This window comes from Pantoea sp. PNA 03-3, from assembly GCF_003201175.1.
GTDB lineage: Bacteria > Pseudomonadota > Gammaproteobacteria > Enterobacterales > Enterobacteriaceae > Pantoea > Pantoea stewartii.
The window spans coordinates 93,398-112,814 of sequence record NZ_QICO01000004.1; the positions used below are offsets into that span (position 1 = coordinate 93,398).

Sequence of the window (19,417 nt, forward strand, 5' to 3'; positions counted from 1 at the left end):
ATGCACGCATCCCTGCTTGCCCCGCATCCGTTCGGTGTTGAAATTACGCCTGCGGATCTGAAAGAAACCTTCTCTCACTGTCGGCAGTGGGAGGATCGCTACCGGCAGCTGATTTTACTTGGCCGACAGTTACCGGCCTTACCTGACGCATTAAAAACACCGGACAGTGAGCTGAGTGGTTGCGAGAATCGCGTCTGGCTGGGCAGCCAGATCCGGGAAGAAGGTTCCCTGCATTTTTACGGTGACAGCGAAGGTCGCATCGTTCGTGGTTTGCTGGCCGTGCTGCTCACCGCTGTTGAAGGCCAGACGCCCGCGCAATTACTGGCGGCCGATCCGCTGGATCTGTTTGAATCGCTAGGCCTGCGTGCGCAGCTTAGCGCCTCACGCAGTAGCGGCCTGAAAGCGCTGGCCGATGCCGTCCAGCAGCATGCGCAACGGGCGCTGGGTTAACCGCTCATGGCGCAGTCGTCGGCCAGTGTTTAGCTAAGCAGGTCAGGCTGGCGGCCTGGCAAACGCGGGCTAAAGCCGTACAACCGCGTTGCACGGCAGATTAGCATTACGCCTGGCGCGCGGCCCGTGCCAGAAATTTCTTCAGGGCATGCGAAACGGCGACAAAGCCAAAGGTGGCGGTGACCATCGTGGCTGCGCCAAATCCGGATTCACAATCCATTCTTTTCGGCCCTTCCGCTGTGCTGCGTGAGGCGCAAACCGAGCCATCCGCCTGCGGATAAACCAGTGCCTCTGTAGAGAAAACGCAGTCGATGCCCAGCTTGCCTTTGCTGTTTTTTACCACGCCCAGCTGTTTAAGCCGCTCGCGTAATTTAGCCGCCAGGGGATCCTGGATGGTCTTCGCTAAGTCAGTCACCTGGATTTGCGTGGGATCGATTTGCCCACCTGCGCCGCCCGTGGTGATCAGGGGAATCTTATTGCGTCGACACCAGGCAATTAGCGCCGCCTTGGGTCGCACACTGTCGATAGCGTCAATCACATAGTCGATATCGGCAGTCAGCAGCGTCGCCGTGTTTTCCGGGGTGATAAAGTCATCAATACAGATCACCTCACAGTCAGGATTAATGGCGCGCAGACGCTCGGCCATCACGTCCGTTTTGGCTTTACCCACATTGCCGCTCATCGCATGTATCTGACGATTGGTGTTGGTGATACAGACATCATCCATATCGATCAGGGTAATCCTGCCGATGCCGGTTCTTACCAGTGCCTCGGCAGCCCAGGAGCCCACGCCGCCAATACCAATCACGCAGAAGTGGGCATCAGCGAAATGCTGCAACGCCGACTGCCCATAAAGACGTGCCGTGCCACCAAATCGCTGGTGCCAGGCATCGTTTAACACTTTCATAGTTGAACCTGTTACTGAGCGCGGGCCCGATCGCCCGCCGCTTCAAAATTTAGTTAGCGCCTAACAGCAGGCTGCCGTTGTTGTTGCTCTGCGCGTTGCTGAACAGCGGCTGACCGGCTCCCGGTGCTGATTTCAGCACCCACACACGACCATAATGGTTATAGAACCCCGCCAGATGGGCAGCATCTGGCCCTACGCCCTGATAGATATCGAAGTGCTGGCCTTTGATCGCGCCGCCGACATCCAGCGCCACCATCACCCGCATTTCATATTTCCCGTTGAATTTGCCCTTTTCATTGAGCTGCGGCACTTCCGCCAGCAGCACCGTTCCGGCAGGAATCAGTGAACGATCGGATGCCACAGAGGCTTTCGCCACCAGCGGTACCGCGCTCGCGCCACGTACCGGCACATAAGGTTCGGGTTTGAAAAAGACAAAGGAAGGGTTAGTTTCTAGCAGCGCCCGCACTTCCTCGGGTGAATGTTCCTCAGCCCACTGGCGAATAGCCTGCATTGACATGTCTTCACGCTTGACCTCGCCCCGGTCGATCAGCTCTTTACCGATGCTATGATAACCCCAGCCGTTTTTGCCGCCATAACCAAAAAAGCTCATCGGACGTCCGTCACCAAAATCGACATAGCCGCTGCCCTGCACATCCATAATAAAGTTATCGATGAGTGAGTTACTCCAGGCAATCACGTAGCGATCGTCTAACGCCCCACTGTATATCGATGCGCGGCTGGGTAATTTCTGACCGCGTTTGCGCGGCGGCATGCGGTAAATAGGGTACTGAAACTCACCCTGTCGCGTGTAGCGTGCCTGAACGACCGGCGTGTAGTAGCCCGTGAACTGGACGTTACCGTAATTATCGGTGCCTTCCATCTGAAACGCATTTAACCCAAACTGGCGCAACTGTCGTGTATCGCCCCCCGCCATCAGCCAGTTTTCAACCGCACTGTAAGTGCTGTTGTTACGGCCAAACAAACCCGAAGCGGCCGCCTGGATTTGCTGAATCTGTTGCCCAAAATCTCTGCCGTTAACCGGACGGCCTTTGGCGTTAGGTTGATTCACCAGCGCTAAGGGCTGATCAAGTTTTCCGTCTTTATATTGTTGACCCCGATCGGTCGGCTTAGAACTACAGCCCGCCAGAAGCGCTAAAAATGCGCCAGTAAGTGCGTACTTCGCCCAACGTCCTTTCATCTTCATCTCTTTTTATAAGTGTTCGCCACGCGACGATAGCAAAGCCGTCATCAGAATGAAATCCATCCTCTTTCGTCATAACGGATATCGGTGCAATAAATCACCAATTGGTGGAATCCTTCAGCAATTAACAGCAAATTTAGCCTTTTAGGGCAAAAAGGGGTTGCAACAATCATCGTGCGGAGTATAGTGCGCATCCACGGACGCGGGGTGGAGCAGCCTGGTAGCTCGTCGGGCTCATAACCCGAAGGTCGTCGGTTCAAATCCGGCCCCCGCAACCAGTTCTTCTGTAGTTTTGCTCAGACAGAAGAAACAATGTGAAAAGTCGCTATGCGCAATCGGACGCGGGGTGGAGCAGCCTGGTAGCTCGTCGGGCTCATAACCCGAAGGTCGTCGGTTCAAATCCGGCCTCCGCAACCAATTCTTCTGAGATAATGCTCACTCAGAAGGGACAATGTGAAAGTCGCTATGCGCAATCGGACGCGGGGTGGAGCAGCCTGGTAGCTCGTCGGGCTCATAACCCGAAGGTCGTCGGTTCAAATCCGGCCCCCGCAACCACTTTAAACACCTGAGAAGGTGTTTTTTTGTTTCTGGCCTCCGTCAGTCAATTCCTCTCTCCTTTTTACCGCTCAGACACGCAGTGAGATCAGACCGTACGCGAATGTCGCAACAGATCTTGCTCTGGCCAACCCGTTTCTGCTTTTATGATTCATCCGGACACGACAAGGTCTGTTATGAATACCTTCAACATTGCTGCACTTGCTGCACAGTATCCGCCGGTTGCGGATATGATCGCGCTGAAAGAAACCATCTGGTTCAATCCTGCCACCACAACTGTCGCCGACGCCCTGCCCTTTGTGGGTCTGACAGAGCAGGACGTTGAAGCCGCCCATGCCCGCCTGAAGCGGTTTGCGCCTTTGCTGGCTCAGGCCTTTCCTGAAACCGCCGCCGCGGGCGGTATAATCGAATCAGATGTGGTCGCGATCCCCGCCATGCAGGCCCGGCTGGAACAGGCGTACGGCCAGAAAATTGCAGGCACACTGCTGCTGAAGAAAGACAGCCACCTGCCGATTTCTGGCTCCATCAAAGCGCGTGGCGGCATTTATGAAGTACTGAATCATGCCGAGAAACTGGCATTAGCTGCCGGTTTGCTGTCCCCGGAGGCGGATTACCGCACGTTGCTCTCCCCCACGCTTCGGCAGTTTTTTAGCCAGTACCGTATTGCCGTGGGATCGACCGGCAATCTCGGGCTGTCGATTGGCATCATGAGCGCCCGCCTCGGCTTTAACGTAACCGTTCATATGTCGGCGGATGCCCGGGAATGGAAGAAAGCAAAACTGCGCAGCCATGGCGTAACGGTGGTGGAATATGAACAGGATTACGGCGTGGCGGTCGGGCAAGGACGCAAAGCGGCCGCATCGGACCCCAACTGTTTCTTTATTGACGATGAAAACTCCCGCACGCTGTTTTTAGGTTATGCGGTCGCCGGCCAACGGCTGAAAGCGCAGTTTGAACAACAGGGTCGCGTGGTTGATGCCCAACATCCCTTATTTGTGTACCTGCCCTGCGGCGTGGGCGGTGGCCCCGGCGGCGTCGCGTTTGGCCTGAAGCTGGCATGGGGTGACCATGTTCACTGTCTGTTTGCGGAGCCCACTCATTCGCCCTGCATGTTGCTGGGCATAACAACGGGCTTACACGACGGCATTTCCGTACAGGACATAGGTATTGATAATGTCACGGCTGCGGATGGTCTGGCGGTAGGCCGGGCGTCCGGCTTTGTGGGCAGAGCCATGCAACGTCTGCTGGATGGCATTTACACACTTGATGATGCGCGCATGTACGACATGCTCGGCTGGCTGGCGCAGGAAGAAGGTCTGCGGCTTGAACCTTCTGCGCTGGCCGGGATGATCGGTCCACAGCACGTATGTGGTTCAGCGCACTATCACGCGCTGCACGACTTCAGCCCAACACAGTTACGACAGGCCACTCACCTGGTCTGGGCGACGGGCGGCGGCATGGTGCCGGAACAGGAAATGGCGCACTACCTGGCAAAAGGCCGCTAAGTGGACGCACATCGTCGGCGAGACAGGAACGCCACGCAACCCGGTCCCTGTTCCGCTTCTGACGGCAAACCCTGACAGCAGATAAGGCCGGGCGGGTGATTTTTCCTGCCCGGCAGCTTAACGGTGTGCCAGCGCCGCCCCGTTTTTGAAATAGGCCTTAATGCCTTCCAGAATGGCCTCGGCGACCTGATGTTGATAACGCGTGGTGCGGAGTTTACGCTCTTCTTCGACGTTGCTGATGAACGCGGTTTCCACCAGGATCGAGGGAATATCCGGTGCCTTCAGCACCGCAAAACCGGCCTGATCCACAGTGCGTTTGTGCAGATGGTTAATCCGCCCCATCCGGTGCAGCACTTCTTTGCCAAACTTCAGGCTGTCATGGATCGTCTGGCGCTGCACCATATCAAACATGGTGTGATCCAGATAGCGATCGCCACTCATGCTGACGCCGCCAATCAGGTCGGATTCATTCTGGGTTTGCGCCAGAAAACGCGCCGCGGCTGACGTCGCCCCCCGGGTCGAAAGGGCAAACACAGAGGAGCCCCGTGCGGCCCGGCTGGTGAAAGCATCCGCATGAATGGAGACGAACAGATCGGCCCGCTGTTTACGGGCTTTGGCCACGCGAACCCGCAGGGGAATAAACACATCCTCGTTACGCGTCATGTACGCCTTCATATTGTGTTCTTTCTCAATCAGCGCCTTAAGGCGGCGGCCAATCTTCAACACAATGTCTTTTTCACGGGTTTTGTATTTACCGTGCGCGCCCGGATCTTCCCCGCCATGGCCAGGATCGATCATGATAATGATGGGGCGATCGCGCCCGGCTTTACCGGGTAACGGCGGCTGAACGCTTTCATTTTTATCCAGATCGCCCTGGTTGTAATCTTTCAGTAATGCCAGCAGCGGATCATCTTCTACCGTATTCTGGCTGGGGTAGAGATCGACCACCAGCCGGTGTTGAATACTGGAGACCGGTGCAAGGCTGAAGATTTTTGGCGAGACGTTGCGTTTCAGTTCCAGCACCACCCGCACGGTATTGGCATCGAACTGCCCGACCCTGGCGTTTTTGATAAAAGGATCGTCCACCCTGACGTGCTGGTTAACGCCCTTAAGGACCGAATTGAGGTGCAGGTTCTCAATGTCGATGACCAGCCGGTCCGGATTCGTCAGTGCGAACTGCTTATACTTAAGGGCAACATTGGATTCCAGCGTCATGCGCGAATAGGTTGAAGAGGGCCAGATGCGAACCGCCATAATATGGCTGGTGGCCGCGATGCCCACACCGCTTACGCTGAGCAGCAGCAGTGCCCCAGTACCTTTTAATAATCGTCTACGTGAAATAAGGGGATGACCTTCCGACATGCCACTCCAGCTGTTATATCGTGTTTAAAAAAACGGCAACCAAATAAAATGGCGGCGAAAACTTTATCCAATCCGGCTGACGATGTCACCCCGGAAACTCTAAATAATGCAGTCTGTTAGCGGCGTTATCACCTGAAAAAACGTAAATAAACGTCAGGATTAGCGCTTGCAAAATGGCCGCCAAAGGCATAAAAATACAGAAAATACGAATAAACATTCACTGAGGGTTAGCCGTGAAGGAACGTAGTACTGAACTGGTTCAGGGTTTTCGCCATACCGTTCCCTATATCAATGCGCATCGGGATAAGACATTTGTCATCATGCTTGGCGGTGAGGCCATTGAGCATGAAAATTTCTCCAGCATCGTCAACGATATTGGCCTGCTTCACAGCCTTGGCATTCGTTTAGTCGTCGTGTACGGCGCACGTCCGCAGATTGATGCCAGCCTCGCCGCAAACCAGCTGGAACCGGCTTACCACAAATATACCCGCGTAACCGACGCGCAATCACTGGAGCTGGTAAAGCAGGCCGCAGGCCGTCTTCAGTTGGATATTACCGCCCGCCTTTCCATGAGCCTGAATAACACTCCGTTACAGGGCGCGCATATCAACGTGGTGAGCGGCAACTTTATCATTGCCCAGCCGCTCGGCGTGGATGACGGCGTCGATTACTGTCACAGCGGTCGCATTCGTCGTATTGATGAAGAGGCTATTCACCGCCAGCTCGACAACGATGCCATTGTGCTGCTGGGTCCGGTGGCCGTGTCAGTGACCGGTGAAAGTTTTAACCTGACTTCTGAAGAAGTGGCCACGCAACTGGCAATTAAGCTTAAAGCAGAAAAAATGATTGGCTTCTGCTCGGAACAGGGCGTAATCGATCGTGAAGGCAACATTGTTTCGGAGTTATTTCCCAATGACGCTCAGGCACGCATTGATGAAATGGAACGCGATGGCGATTTTCTGTCTGGCACGGTGCGCTTTCTGCGTGGCGCCGTTAAAGCCTGTCGCAGCGGCGTCCGTCGCAGCCATCTGATCAGCTATCAGGAAGACGGCGCCCTGTTACAGGAACTCTTCTCGCGCGACGGCATTGGTACGCAGATTGTCATGGAGTCCGCCGAGCAGATTCGTCGGGCCACGATCAACGACATCGGTGGCATTCTGGAGCTGATTCGTCCGCTGGAACAGCAAGGGATTCTGGTACGCCGTTCACGCGAACAGCTGGAAATGGAGATCGACAAATTCACCATCATTCAGCGGGACAACCTGACCATAGCCTGCGCCGCGCTCTATCCGTTTATGGATGAAAAGATTGGCGAAATGGCGTGCGTTGCGGTCCATCCGGATTACCGCAGCTCCTCGCGCGGAGAGCTGCTGCTGCAACGCGTTGCACTTCAGGCGAAGCAGATGGGGCTGGAAAAACTGTTTGTGTTAACCACACGCAGTATCCACTGGTTCCAGGAGCGCGGTTTCACGCCGGTGGATATCGAGTCACTGCCGGAGAGTAAGAAAGAGATGTACAACTACCAGCGCCGTTCCAAGGTGTTGATGGCCGATTTAACCTGATGGCAGCCGGGCGGCCATCCCGCCGCCCGACCTGTTATCCCTGCGTTTCCGCCCCCAGCCTTTCCACCAGGCCACTTCGCCGCTGCGTCTGCAACTGGACTGCCCGTTCAAATATCGCGCGATCGCTGTAAAGGGTCAGTTGTTTGCGTGCACGGGTAATGGCCGTGTAAACCAGCTCACGGGTCAGGACCGGCAAAAACTGCGTCGGCATGACCAGCGCGGTATGATCAAATTCTGAACCCTGCGACTTGTGCACCGTCATCACCCATGCTGTTTCATGAGACGGCAAACGGCTGGGCTGAATCGCTTTCACGCTGCCGTCTGGCAACGGAAAAAACACCCTGAGTTGCCCTTCAGCATCACGCAACGTAATGCCGATATCGCCGTTAAACAGCCCCAGGGCACTGTCGTTGCGGGTGATCATCACCGGACGTCCCGGATACCAGCGGCTGCCCAGTGCAGGACGCCGGATGCGCTGCAGCTGCATCAGACGCTGTTCGATGCGCTGATTTAATCCGTGCACACCGAATGGCCCTTCACGCAGGGCACACAGGAGCTGATAACGGCTAAATGCCGCAATGGCCTGTTCTGGCGCAGCCTGACGCTGAACGGCATCCAGATAGTCCTGATAGCCCTGCGCCACCTCGTTCAGCATGGTCTGATATGCCTCACCGTCATTCAGCGGCTGAAAAGACAGGTCAGCATGTCCGGCGGCGAACACCTTACTCATCTGGCGCGCATCGCCCTGGTTGACGGTGCGGGCAAGCTGGCCAATACCGGACTTTTCGTCAAAGCGGTAACTCTGGCGGAGCAGACAAATGCTGTCGCGAACGGCAGGCGCGGTATCGTCCTCGCTGCCCGTAAGCGCACATTCGGTAAGCGTCACCAGTTGTGCGGCGCGCGCCGGACTGAAGCCGGTTTCGCTGCAACGACAAATGTCCCCCAACACCGCTCCGGCTTCAACCGAAGCCAGCTGATCGCGATCGCCCAGAAACACCACTCTGGCGTGAGGCGGCAAGGCGGAAATCAGTTTTGCCATCATCGTCAGATCAACCATCGACGCTTCATCAACCACCAGCACATCCAGGTGTAACGGGTTACCCGCATGGTAGCGCATGCGCTGCGAGTCAGGCTGTGCGCCAAGCAGGCGATGCAGCGTGGTCGCTTCAGCAGGAAAACGCGCACGCTCGTCATCGTCCACCGCCAGTCCCTGCAGGGCTTTTCCCAGGGATTCGGTCAGACGGGCTGCCGCTTTCCCTGTCGGTGCCGCCAGCTGTATGCGCAGAGGTTCGGGATTCAGGCGAATCAGCGCCGCCAGCAATTTCGCCACCGTCGTGGTTTTGCCGGTACCGGGTCCGCCTGAAATAACGGCGGTTTTACGGGTCAGTGCCACCGCAGCAGCAATTTTTTGCCAGTCGTCAGGTTGACGGCCAAATAACGTCTGCAGAACATCTCGTGCCTGTTGCGAATCAAACGTCCCGCTATCCGGCTGCAATGAGAAAAACCGGGCAACCTGGCCTTCACTTTGCCAAAGCCGGTGCAGGTATAAACGCTGGTGACTCAGCACCAGGGGCGTCACAACACGGCCATCGCTCACCGCTGACCAACTGGCCAGCTGTGCATGCCGCTCTGCTTCATCGGGCGCGCCTGCGGCCTGCCACAGTGCCTGCGCCAGTGCGGGCTGACGACCGGAGAACAGCCCAGCCTCATTCAGGTTAGCCAGCGGCAGGCAGACATGTCCTTCGCCCGCGTCGGCACTCACACAGGCCGCTGCCAGCAACCGAAAGGGTTGCGTCTCATCTGCAATCAGGCGGGCAAACTGAATATCCAGAGGACGCAGTAAACGCTTTTCGACTGCCTGAAGCAGCAAGGCGTTTATATCACTCATAAGCTCTCCTCTGTATGACCAAACAATGCATCCAGTTCCTCAATAAAGGCGGGATCGGGACGAGTGGTAAAGATGCCGTTATCGGCAGAGGTGCCATCCACCCCGCGCAGGAATACATAAAAGACGCCGCCAAAATGCTGTTGGTAATCATAGCCCGCCAGGCGGTGCTGCAGATACCGGTGCAGCGCCAGTGTGTACAGCTGATATTGCAGGTCATAGCGATGGTCGATCATGGCCTGCGCCATCGCCTCCTGCGTATACGCGGTATGGCTGTCACCCAGCCAGTTCGATTTGTAATCCAGCAGATAATATTTTCCCTGCCAGCGAAATACCAAATCAATAAAGCCTTTTAACATGCCTCTCACCTGACGGAAATCCAGCGCGGCAGCGCGCTGCGACAGTGGATCGTACCGGCGCATCAGCGCATCCAGATCGGCAGCCGTCAGCAGGCGGTTGATCGGCAGGTAAAACTCCATCTCAATCAGCCGATCAGCGCTGCGGATGCAGTCCAGGGTTAAGCCGTCTTTGTTGAGCGGCGTGGTCAGTACGCGGGCGATCCACTGCTGAATCACGGGCAGCCAGTTCAGGGAATAGCCCTGTTGCTGAAGCTGATCCTCCAGCCAGAATGCGTCCGGCGGCTCAGTGAAATCCATGGCCTCAAACAGTCCGTGCAGAAACGTGCCGGGAGCCGCACCGCGGGGGAAGTGGTGCGGCGTTAACAAGGGCTCTTCATCCTCAGCCGCCTCACCAGCAGCATCAATATCGAATTTCGGCAAAGCATCCAGCAGGGGGGAACTGCCGTGCTGTTGTAATCCGGAGTAACTGGTGACGCGCCAACTGTCCGCCAGCGCTCGGGTCATTTCCCGACTGCTCAGCGCGTTCTCGCGGTGTTCGCTGTCCTGCCACTTCGCGCCGTGCTGCAGCTCGCTCCGTATCACCTCAATCCCTTCGCCTGCGAGCGCCTCAAGATGGTGACTGAGCACGGCGGCATCGCCGCTCTCACCGCGCTGTACCAGGTAGCCCAGCGCGCTCTTATGCAGATCGCTGTCGCCCTCTTTTTTACGCGCGCCTTTGATTAGGGGCGCAATACCCACGCTGCAGTGGTAAACCGAGCGCGTCAGCGCGACATAGAGCAGCCGTAAATCCTCGGCCAGTCGCTCCTCTTCCGCCAGCGTCAGGCTCTGTGCATCGCCCTGCACGTCGAGCATGGCAGCAAAACTTTCACGGTCGTGATACAGGGCGCTGGCCGCTTCGCGAAATCCGGCCGCAAACGGCAGCCAGACCAGCGGATACTGCAGGCCTTTGGATTTGTGAATCGTGACGATCTGCACCAGGTGGCGATCGCTTTCCAGACGCAGCTGCTGACTGGCGGCCTGGCTGTCAGGGCGGGCAATTTGCTGTGCCAGGAAACGCACCAGAGCATGCGTGCTGTCGAGCTGCGTTGCCGCTTCCTGCAGTAATTCGCCCAGATGCATCAGATCGGTTAAGCGCCGCTCGCCATTTTCGGAAGCCAGCATATTTTCCGCCAGTTGCCGTTTAATCATTACATCGCGCAACATGGGCAGTACGCCACGTTGCTGCCAGATCTGCTGCCAGCTGACAAACTGCTCTACCAGCGCATCCCACTCACGTTCGTTTTGCGCCAGCGCATCAAGTTGGGCGGCATCGATAGCAAAGATGGACGTGGCCAGCGCGCTACGCAGCAGTCGCTCCTGTTCAGGTGACTGCACCGCCTGCAACAGCCATAACAGCTCGCGCGCTTCAGGCGTGGTATAAACGCTGTCACGGCTGGACAGGTAGACCGACGGAATGGCCAGCTTATTCAGCGCGTCACGAATCAGACTGGCTTCATTGCGGCTACGCACCAGTACGGTGATATCCGAGGCCTTAACCGGCTGCAGTGCATCGCCTTTCCCTAACCGCGCCTTGCCCTGCTGACCGGCCACCAGCCAGCGGCTGATATCGGCCGCACACTGCTGGGCCATAAATTGTTGGTAATCACTTACTCCAACACCTTCGCCCGGCTGGAGCCAGAAGCGCAAGGCTGGCTGGGGCTGATCATGGTAAACCAGCGTTAACGCCTGATTCGGGGCGGCCGGGCTGACCGGAAGAAACGGAATGGAAGAAAATAAAAAGGGTGCGTCAACCTGTGAAAACAGGCGGTTGACGCTGTTCACCATCGCGGGCGATGAGCGCCAGTTCGTCTCCAGCGTATAGTGAGCACTAACTTCACTACGGGCGCGTAAGTAGGTAAAAATATCTGCGCCGCGAAACGCATAGATCGCCTGCTTGGGATCGCCAATGAGCAGCAACGCCACATCCGGCTGTTGAATATACAGCGTACGGAAGATTCGGTACTGTTGCGGGTCGGTATCCTGAAACTCGTCAATCAGGGCCACCGGGAAACGGCCACGAATAGTTTCGGCCAGCAGCGCCCCGCCCGGCTGCTGAAGCGCTTCATCCAGACGACTTAACAGATCGTCAAATCCCAGCAAGGCACGCTGCCGTTTTTCCCGCTGCACCGTTTCTTTCACCTCGCTCAGCGCCTGCCAGATTATGATATCGCGGAGCGTCAGCGGTTCGGCAAGAAAGCCATCGACGGCATCGAACAGCGCATGTTGCGGTGCCTCGCCCTTTTTGGTTTTTTCGTGCAGCACCTGCTGGCCAAAGCGTTCAAGCTCTTTAGGAAACTGGTAATCCAGCGTATCGCTCTGTGCCCACTGAGTCACTTTCGCCACCCAGTTAGGTAAGTGCTTACTGCTGTAGCTGCGTTTGTCGACGCCGGAAGCCGCGATCATCCCTTCGATATCGGCACAGACAGTCTGCCACTGCTGCTTGAGGGCCTGGATGCGTTGCAGGTTAGCGGTATGACGTGATGCCAGCGTTTCGTCTGCGCGAGGCGGACGCTTCAGCCTGGGGGATTCCCCCTGTAGCCAGGGCCGTAACGTCGTCAACAAACTGTCCGGGCCGCTCCACTCCGCCGCGATCACCCGGGCCACATCCAGTGACAGGGGATAACACTGGCGACGCCAGAAATCCGCCGCGGCCTGGCGGAGTAACGTTTGTTCGTTTTCGATGAGTTCCTGCTCGAACAACATGCCTGACTCAAAGGCATTCAGGTTGAGCATGCGCTGGCAAAAACCATGAATGGTAAAAATCGCCGCTTCATCCATTTGCCGCTCAGCCGCCAGCAGCAGCGAGGCCGCCTGGGGCAAATCCGCTATCTGTTCAATCAGCTGTTGGTGCATGGTGTTATGGCTTTTACCCCGCACGCAGGCGAGCCGAAGCTGATGAATATTGTCACGAATACGGCCGCGCAGCTCCGCCGTGGCGGCTTCTGTAAAAGTCACCACCAGGATCTCTTCGACTGACAGCGGCCTGCGCCAGGCGTTCTCGCCCCCCAGCCCTAATAACAAACGCAGGTAGAGCAGACCAATCGTAAAGGTCTTACCGGTGCCCGCTGAGGCTTCAATTAACCGCTCGCCGTTGAGGGGCAGCGTTAGGGGGTTTAACGGTTCAGGTCTGGACGCCGTCATGGTGTTTCACTCTTGACCGGCAGAGACTGCTGTAATTTGGCGATTTCTGGCCAGGTCCGCCAGCCCGGTAACGGTGCGAAGGCGATGTTATGCTCGCCGCTACCGGCGATTTGAGAGGTCATTGCCATGCCCTTTTTCTGCATGACGGCCTGGTGAAAGAAGTCCGCCAGTCCGGCAGGGGTAAGCTGTTGAACCTGCTCCATCAGCTTTTGTCGGGTATCAAAATCGTAATTCTGCCGATCAAAATCGCGGCTGTAACGGTCGGCCTCTTCATTCAGCGTTTGTGGACGCTGTTTCAAATCGTTGATCATGGCCTGCTGATACTGCACAAAATCGGCCTGACTCATCGAGCGCAGGCGGTGTTCCGCCTGGGGATAAAACGCCTGATAGCGCTGCATCAGATAAGCGGGTGGCTTACTGTTACTTTGCAGCAGAAAGCCAATCCCCCACTGACGCCCTACCGGCATCCTGAACGCAAACACGGCATAACCTAACTGCTCCTCGGTACGCAGTTGGTTATAGAACCACGGCTGGACAATCTGACTGAGCATCGCGCTGTTGGCCATACTCTGGTATTCGTCATAACCCAGGGGAATATAGAGCGCCGCCAGCGCAGAGTCCGTGCTGCTGCCGTGCTGCTCCAGATTCGCCTTAAGCGGCTTTTCGACACTGAGGTAATTGCTGTGCCAGTAGTGCGTACCGTCGCACTGCATCTGCTGTTTCAGCTCGCGTCCCAGTTGCGTCACACTGTCAGCACTCAGGTTACCGATCACCATCATTTCTGGCGTGGCATTTTTAATTAAGGCATCGCGATAGGCCACGACATCCTTCAGTGTAATCCCGTTGACCAGCTTACGGCGCGTGTCTCGTTGCGTGTAAGGCAGTTGGGATAAGAGCTGCATAGGCTGGATCGCCTGCTCGAAGGCTTTTCCTTTCTCTGCGGCATCCAGACGCTCCAGATACCAGGATTTGGCCTGTTGTAGCTGTGCCTCGCTGGGCTGAAAAGTGCTGTAGCGATTAACTAACTGCTTAAGCAGGTCAGGCAGGCGTTGTGTAAAGCCGCTGGCATTAAAGACCAGACCATCGTTTTCGCTGGTTGAAAAACTGATGCCGCCAATAGACGCCTGGGAACTCAGTTCATCCAGCGCCAGGCTTGCCAGATAATCATTCAGGCCGAACAGTACCTGCTGACGCGCATCACTGATCGCCTGCTGATTTCGCAGCGCGACGGTGATGCTGGCCTTTGGCTCGCTGGCATAGAACTGGCTTGGCATCCAGTAAATACGCATCCCGAAATCATTGTCGAGCTTAACCGGATGACGGTAGGTTTTGTCAGTCGACACCAGGGTAAACGCATCGGGAATGTAGGGATTTAAGCGCGGCATGGCGAGCTGAATCGCCTGGCCACGCTGTTGCCATTGCGTCAACGTCTGGGCCGTTATCTTATCAACCTGATAAGGCGCATTCACAAAATAGGCCAGCTTGTTATGCGGTTCCTGCGGGCTGATGTACCAGATTCGCGCCTGCGCTGGCGTCATGCTTTCCAGACGAGCATTGATAGCCGCGGGATCGTAGCGATCGGCCAGATAAGGCGCATCCAGCGTGTGCTCAACCGGAACACGCAGCATCGTATCCGCCAGCCACTCAATATAGTCCATGTCGCGGGTGATTGACGGATAACGGAAGTCCAGCGCCAGCACATGCGAAACTTCATCGAAATAGCGTTGGTCGATACCGTTTTTGCGCAGCATCGCGAGATAGCTAAAAACAGCCGCGACGACCTCATCACGTTGTGCCAGACCTTTGTCCGTTAATGACACGCTGATGGAGAACACGCCGCTGGTGCGCTCGGTCACCGGATCGGCCCCCGCGCTGACGCCGTCGGCCAGGCCCTGTTTTTGCAGCCAGTCGGCCAGCGTATTGGGGCTGCGGTTACCAATGACATAGCTGATAAGCGTGTCCGTTTTACTGCGAAAGCGGTCACTGTTATTCGGTATACGGAACTCGATTTTTAACTGCTTACGCGGCTGCGCCGGCACATAGTGAATAATGATGCCCTGCTGGGCTTCCGTGACGACCGGCTCGGTAATCGCGGGAACGCTGGCATTGTGGTTAGCCACGCGCCCAAACGTATTCACAGCGATGGTCGCCATCTCTGCCAGCGGTTTATTACTGTAGATCACCGCCTTCATCAGATTGGCTGAATAGTGCGTGTGGTAAAAGTCCAGCAGCGCCTGATGCAGATTACTGCCGGGCTTATCGCGCAGGGTATCCAGATTGCCGCCGTAAAAGTGCGCGGCCGGGTGCGCCGGGTTAATCGTCTCAGCCCCGACCTGTCCCATGCGCAAACCGTCACGTGACCGTGCCATGGTCAGCTCCGCATTGACCGCATGGCGTTCCCGATCGGCGTTGACCGGATCCAGTAAGGGTTCGGCAATCGCGTCGGCCAGACGATCGACGGCAGGCTCAAGCGCATCGTTTTCGACTTCGAGGTAATAAGCCGTGCGATAGGAGGCGGTGCTGGCATTATGGCTGCCACCGTGTTTCTTGAGAAAATCGGCAAGGCTGTCAGGCTGTGGGTAACGCGTTGAGCCCATCAGCACCATATGTTCAAGGTAGTGCGCCAGGCCGGGCTGCTGCGCGGGATCATCCAGTGAGCCAATGGGCAATGTCAGCGCAGCAAGGGATTTCGGCGCCTGAGTATCTGAAACCAACAGCACCGTCATGCCATTATTCAGCGTGATGGCCTGATACTGACGCGGATCCTGTTCGCTTTTCCCGATGGGCATGTTGACAGGCTGCCAGCCCGCGCCGGTTTCGGCTTGTACCGCCAGCGCCAGTAAGCCTAGCAGAATGGCGGCGATCAAGCGTGCATGTGTGCGCATGTAAAACCTCTTACGTTACCCAAAAGCCGCGTTGCGAGCGCATTAACGGCTGAAAGTACAACAAACTTTTTGATGTTTTCATTACCCGGCAGCGGTCGCTTACCGGTCGTCCTGATGCGCCTGGAGTACCGGTAAATACCAGCATTCAGCCGCGTCGGTTATCTGCTGTATCCGGGGTTCATCCAGTGCCCTGCATAACCGTTGCAGGTAGGGATCGCTTCCCTCACCTTCCTGTTGGTAACCGCCGACCCAGGCGGCAAGCAGAGCGTTACGGGCTTTGAGCTGTGTCGCCTCATCTGTCATAAACTGATGATTTTTCTTGTCAAAACACGCATTAAGCCAGGCGCCACCGCTTTTGGTCAGCAACATCAAAGGCTCGCGCATGCCCTGCAGATAGCCTTGCATATAGCGCGCCAGCGCATCAGTCGCCTCGTCCGGCGGCACGGCAGGGAAGCACCAGTAGCTGTGCTGTCGGCCAAACATCCGACTTTTACCGTCGCCACCCAGTGCACAATAAACTAAATGTTCCAGCCACAGTAATAAACCGTCATTGATATTCAGCACACCCGGTCGCCAACGCAGCAGGCCATCGCTCTGCACCTGGGTTAACCAGCCGGTTAATGTGACGCCCGCCAGTGCCAGATTGATCTCCCGACTTTCACCCTCACTGCGCTGAGTGATCACCTCTGCGGCCACCTCCTGCATCTCTTCGCGCTGAGCCTGCCAGAACAGCTCGCCAAACGCCCCATAAGGTAAGTTGCCGGCGGCGCGGTGATGGGCATAAAGGCGATCGGTGTCCTCCCCTGTTACCAGCGCATTCAGTAGCTGCGCATTGATTTGATAGCGCTCCAGGCTGTCCAGAGCAAAGGGTTCACTGTCGGGCAGTTCATTTTCTTCAAGCCAGAAATTGACCCCCAGGCGCTGCTGAAACCAGGCCCGAACCGGATGACGCCAGAAGCGCAGAAACTGTTCGAAGGCTAATGTCTCTAAAGGCGGTGTGCTCAGCGGCTGAACAAAATCAGGCTGGGGCTGACCGGTGCCCTGTGCGGCAGGCAGCCATTCACGAGCAAAGCTGTGTGCCGCTGACGTAGGCTGGAAGTTTTCCGGCGCAAACGGCATCCGGCTGTGTAAATGTTCCAGGTGTGCCCGTACCCGCTGTGCGCTGTCATCCAGTTCCCTGTCCTCGTCGCCAGGCAGGTAAAAACTTTGCCCGATATACTCCAGCAATTCGGTGACCAGCACCGAAGGGTAACGTTCGGTATTGTCCTGAATAGCGCGGCCAATATAGCTGATATAGAGCTGTTGCTGAGCGGAAATCAGGGCTTCCAGAAACAGATAGCGGTCGTCATCACGACGGCTACGGTCACCTTTGCGCGACTGCTGCTGCATCAGGTCAAACCCCAGCGGCGCTAAGGTGCGCGGATAAACGCCGTCGTTCATCCCCAGTAAGCACACCACGCTGAAGGGAATCGAGCGCATCGGCATCAGGGTACAAAAATTGATTTGCCCGGCCAGAAAGCGTTGACTGATACGCTGCTGATCCAGCCGCCCACGCAGATCGTCGCGCAGGAGTACGACCGGAATCGCCTCATTGAAACGCGCGTCCATACCGTACTCAATCAGCGTTTTCCACTGCTCTTCCACCAGCAGCAATGCCGCTTCTGTTTCGGTATCCGGTGTAAAAAAGGCATTCAGCAGTTCGCGACACAGCGGCAGCCAGGCCTCCAGCGGGCGCGGCTCCGATAAGACCTGTCGCCAGTGATTAAGCCGGGACAGCAGTTCGGCCAGATGGCCCGCCAGTTCGGCGACCAGCCCACTTGATTCGTCATAAGGCAGAATACCTTGCCAGTCGCCATGCTGGCTTTCCATTGCATATCCCAGCAGCATACGTTGCAAACCAAAGCGCCAGGTATGCTGACCGGTGACCGGCAGAGCCAGCGCTTCCACACTGGCATCATCCAGCCCCCAGCGCACGCCTGATTCGCTGACCCAGCGGCGCAACAGACGCAGGCCGCTTTCGTCAATCGAGAAGTGATTCGCTAAGGCCGGGACATCCAGCAGCGCCAGCACATCTTCAGAGACAAACCGGCTGTCCGGCAGTGACAGTAATTGCAGAAACGCGACGATAGCAGGATGCGCCTGACTGGCACGACGGTCAGAAATGGCAAACGGCAGATAGCGTTCTGCCGGGGCGTTTGCAAACACGGCCTGAATAAAAGGCGCGTAAGCGTCAATATCGGCCACCATGACGATAATATCCCGCGCTTTCAGCTCAGGATCGGCTTCCATCAACGCCAGAAGATGATCCTGTAGCACTTCAACTTCGCGCTGCGCACTGTGGCAAACCTGGATGGCAACAGAGCGATCCTGCGGGTCCAGCCGCCGTTTCTGCCCACTGTAAGCCAGTTCATCCGCCGTCAGGCCAATGATTGCCCTGTCCTGCAGATTAAGAAGATCGTGCTGCATACAGTGCAGCAGGTTGTCTTCTTCGACGTCAACAAACGCATCGATTTCGCTGTTCAGCTCCATCTGGCTGAGCAGGAAGAGGTTATCGCGGCCTAACTTGCCCCAGGAGGCCAGCAGCGGGTTAGTCAGATGTTGTTCCCCTTGCTCACTAAACAGGGCTGGCGCGCGCGCCACATCACTGAATAAACCGCGATATTCTTCCCGGTCATGACGCCGCCGCTGGCGGCTTTGTAGCTTCGCCAGAAACGCATAGTCCTGAATATCGCCCCAGTAATCACGGCAGGGATTGGTAAACAGCAGATAGATATCAACGTGCCGCCCCAGCGCCTGCAACGCCTGTAAATAGACCGGCGGCAGCGCTGAAATACCACAGATAAACACCCGCTGCGGCAGGTTATCAGGTCGGGTTTGTGCCTGCTCAAGCGTGGTAATAAAGCGCGCATAGAGGTTGGCACGATGCCATTTGGGCTGGCCCAGCGCGTCGGTATAATCGACTAAATCACGCCACAACGCGGCCTGCCACACCTGCGCCTCTCCCAGGCCCTCGATCTGTTGACCGCGTTCCCAGCTGTTAAGCCAGTCCGCGCGGTAAACCAGATACTGGTCAAACAGGTCGGCAATGCGGGCACTGAGCTGAAAAAGTTTGCGCCTGTCTCCGTCGTCACTCAGATAATGGCGCAGTGAGGCAAACTCGTCCTGCAGCAGCAACGTGGGTAAACGATGCATCAGTTTCCAGCTCATGCTGGCTTTGCTGAAGGCGCTCTCCGGCGGAATGTCTGGCAGGACGCGCACAAACATTTCCCAGATAAAGCTGGCCGGGAGCGGGAATTCGATATTTGCCGCAATGCCAAAGGTGCGCGCCAGTTCCATCTGCAACCACTGCGCCATCCCCGGGCTTTGCACCAGCACCATTTCTGACGCAAAGGGATCGTCAAGCGGATCCAGTTTAATCACTCTCGCTGCCAGACTTTTGAGCAGATCAAGCTGATTAGAGTGATAAACGTGAAACATGCAAACTCCTGTGGAAACGCTAAACGGCATGGCGATGGCAGACGGTACTCACTCTACCGCGTATCGCATTTGAAGCCTACCGTGAAAAC

10 protein-coding genes and 3 tRNA genes are annotated in these 19,417 nt (G+C 56.5%); 6 read left to right on the forward strand and 7 right to left on the reverse strand.

What is annotated here, in order from left to right:
• Positions 1-450: a cysteine desulfurase sulfur acceptor subunit CsdE gene (csdE, locus tag C7433_RS13450; protein ID WP_006120785.1), complete on the forward strand. Its 450-nt coding sequence runs from the start codon at positions 1-3 to the stop codon at positions 448-450.
• Between the two features lie 106 nt (positions 451-556).
• Here csdE and tcdA read toward each other — a convergent pair whose 3' ends face one another.
• Positions 557-1,357, reverse strand: a complete 801-nt coding sequence (tcdA, locus tag C7433_RS13455; RefSeq protein WP_006120786.1) for a tRNA cyclic N6-threonylcarbamoyladenosine(37) synthase TcdA — start codon at positions 1,355-1,357, stop codon at positions 557-559.
• A 49-nt stretch (positions 1,358-1,406) separates the two neighbouring features.
• Positions 1,407-2,555: a murein transglycosylase A gene (gene mltA, locus C7433_RS13460; RefSeq protein ID WP_039338403.1), complete on the reverse strand. Its 1,149-nt coding sequence runs from the start codon at positions 2,553-2,555 to the stop codon at positions 1,407-1,409.
• 204 nt (positions 2,556-2,759) lie between these two features.
• Between mltA and C7433_RS13465 the strand changes: the two genes are divergently transcribed.
• The 4 genes from C7433_RS13465 (at position 2,760) to dsdA (ending at position 4,618) form a co-directional block, all read left to right on the forward strand.
• A tRNA-Met gene (locus C7433_RS13465) sits at positions 2,760-2,836 on the forward strand.
• A gap of 62 nt (positions 2,837-2,898) precedes the next feature.
• Positions 2,899-2,975, forward strand: a tRNA-Met gene (locus C7433_RS13470).
• A 61-nt stretch (positions 2,976-3,036) separates the two neighbouring features.
• Positions 3,037-3,113 (forward strand) — tRNA-Met (locus C7433_RS13475).
• 176 nt (positions 3,114-3,289) lie between these two features.
• Positions 3,290-4,618 carry a D-serine ammonia-lyase gene (gene dsdA, locus C7433_RS13480; protein WP_110268348.1) on the forward strand — a complete coding sequence of 443 codons (1,329 nt, stop codon included), beginning with the start codon at positions 3,290-3,292 and terminating at the stop codon, positions 4,616-4,618.
• Between the two features lie 117 nt (positions 4,619-4,735).
• Here the strand turns inward: dsdA and amiC are convergent, their stop codons facing one another.
• The gene (gene amiC, locus C7433_RS13485) at positions 4,736-5,980 is read right to left on the reverse strand and encodes an N-acetylmuramoyl-L-alanine amidase AmiC (RefSeq protein WP_033739588.1); all 1,245 of its coding nucleotides are present in this window, start codon (positions 5,978-5,980) and stop codon (positions 4,736-4,738) included.
• Between the two features lie 233 nt (positions 5,981-6,213).
• Between amiC and argA the strand changes: the two genes are divergently transcribed.
• On the forward strand, positions 6,214-7,542 hold the full coding sequence (gene argA, locus C7433_RS13490; protein ID WP_033739589.1) for an amino-acid N-acetyltransferase: 1,329 nt from the start codon (positions 6,214-6,216) through the stop codon (positions 7,540-7,542).
• Positions 7,543-7,576: 34 nt separating this feature from the next.
• On the opposite strand, the gene recD is transcribed toward argA, so the two are convergent.
• The 4 genes from recD to recC form a co-directional block, all read right to left on the reverse strand.
• Positions 7,577-9,430 carry an exodeoxyribonuclease V subunit alpha gene (gene recD / locus C7433_RS13495; RefSeq protein ID WP_110268349.1) on the reverse strand — a complete coding sequence of 618 codons (1,854 nt, stop codon included), beginning with the start codon at positions 9,428-9,430 and terminating at the stop codon, positions 7,577-7,579.
• The gene (gene recB, locus C7433_RS13500) at positions 9,427-12,966 is read right to left on the reverse strand and encodes an exodeoxyribonuclease V subunit beta (protein WP_110268350.1); all 3,540 of its coding nucleotides are present in this window, start codon (positions 12,964-12,966) and stop codon (positions 9,427-9,429) included. Before recB ends, recD begins: the two co-directional genes overlap by 4 nt.
• Positions 12,963-15,851: a pitrilysin gene (gene ptrA, locus C7433_RS13505; protein ID WP_110268351.1), complete on the reverse strand. Its 2,889-nt coding sequence runs from the start codon at positions 15,849-15,851 to the stop codon at positions 12,963-12,965. The genes recB and ptrA overlap by 4 nt, the downstream gene beginning before the upstream one ends.
• A gap of 99 nt (positions 15,852-15,950) precedes the next feature.
• Entirely contained in the window at positions 15,951-19,328 is a 3,378-nt protein-coding gene (gene recC / locus C7433_RS13510) for an exodeoxyribonuclease V subunit gamma (RefSeq protein WP_110268352.1), read from the reverse strand.
• Positions 19,329-19,417: the final 89 nt, after the last annotated feature.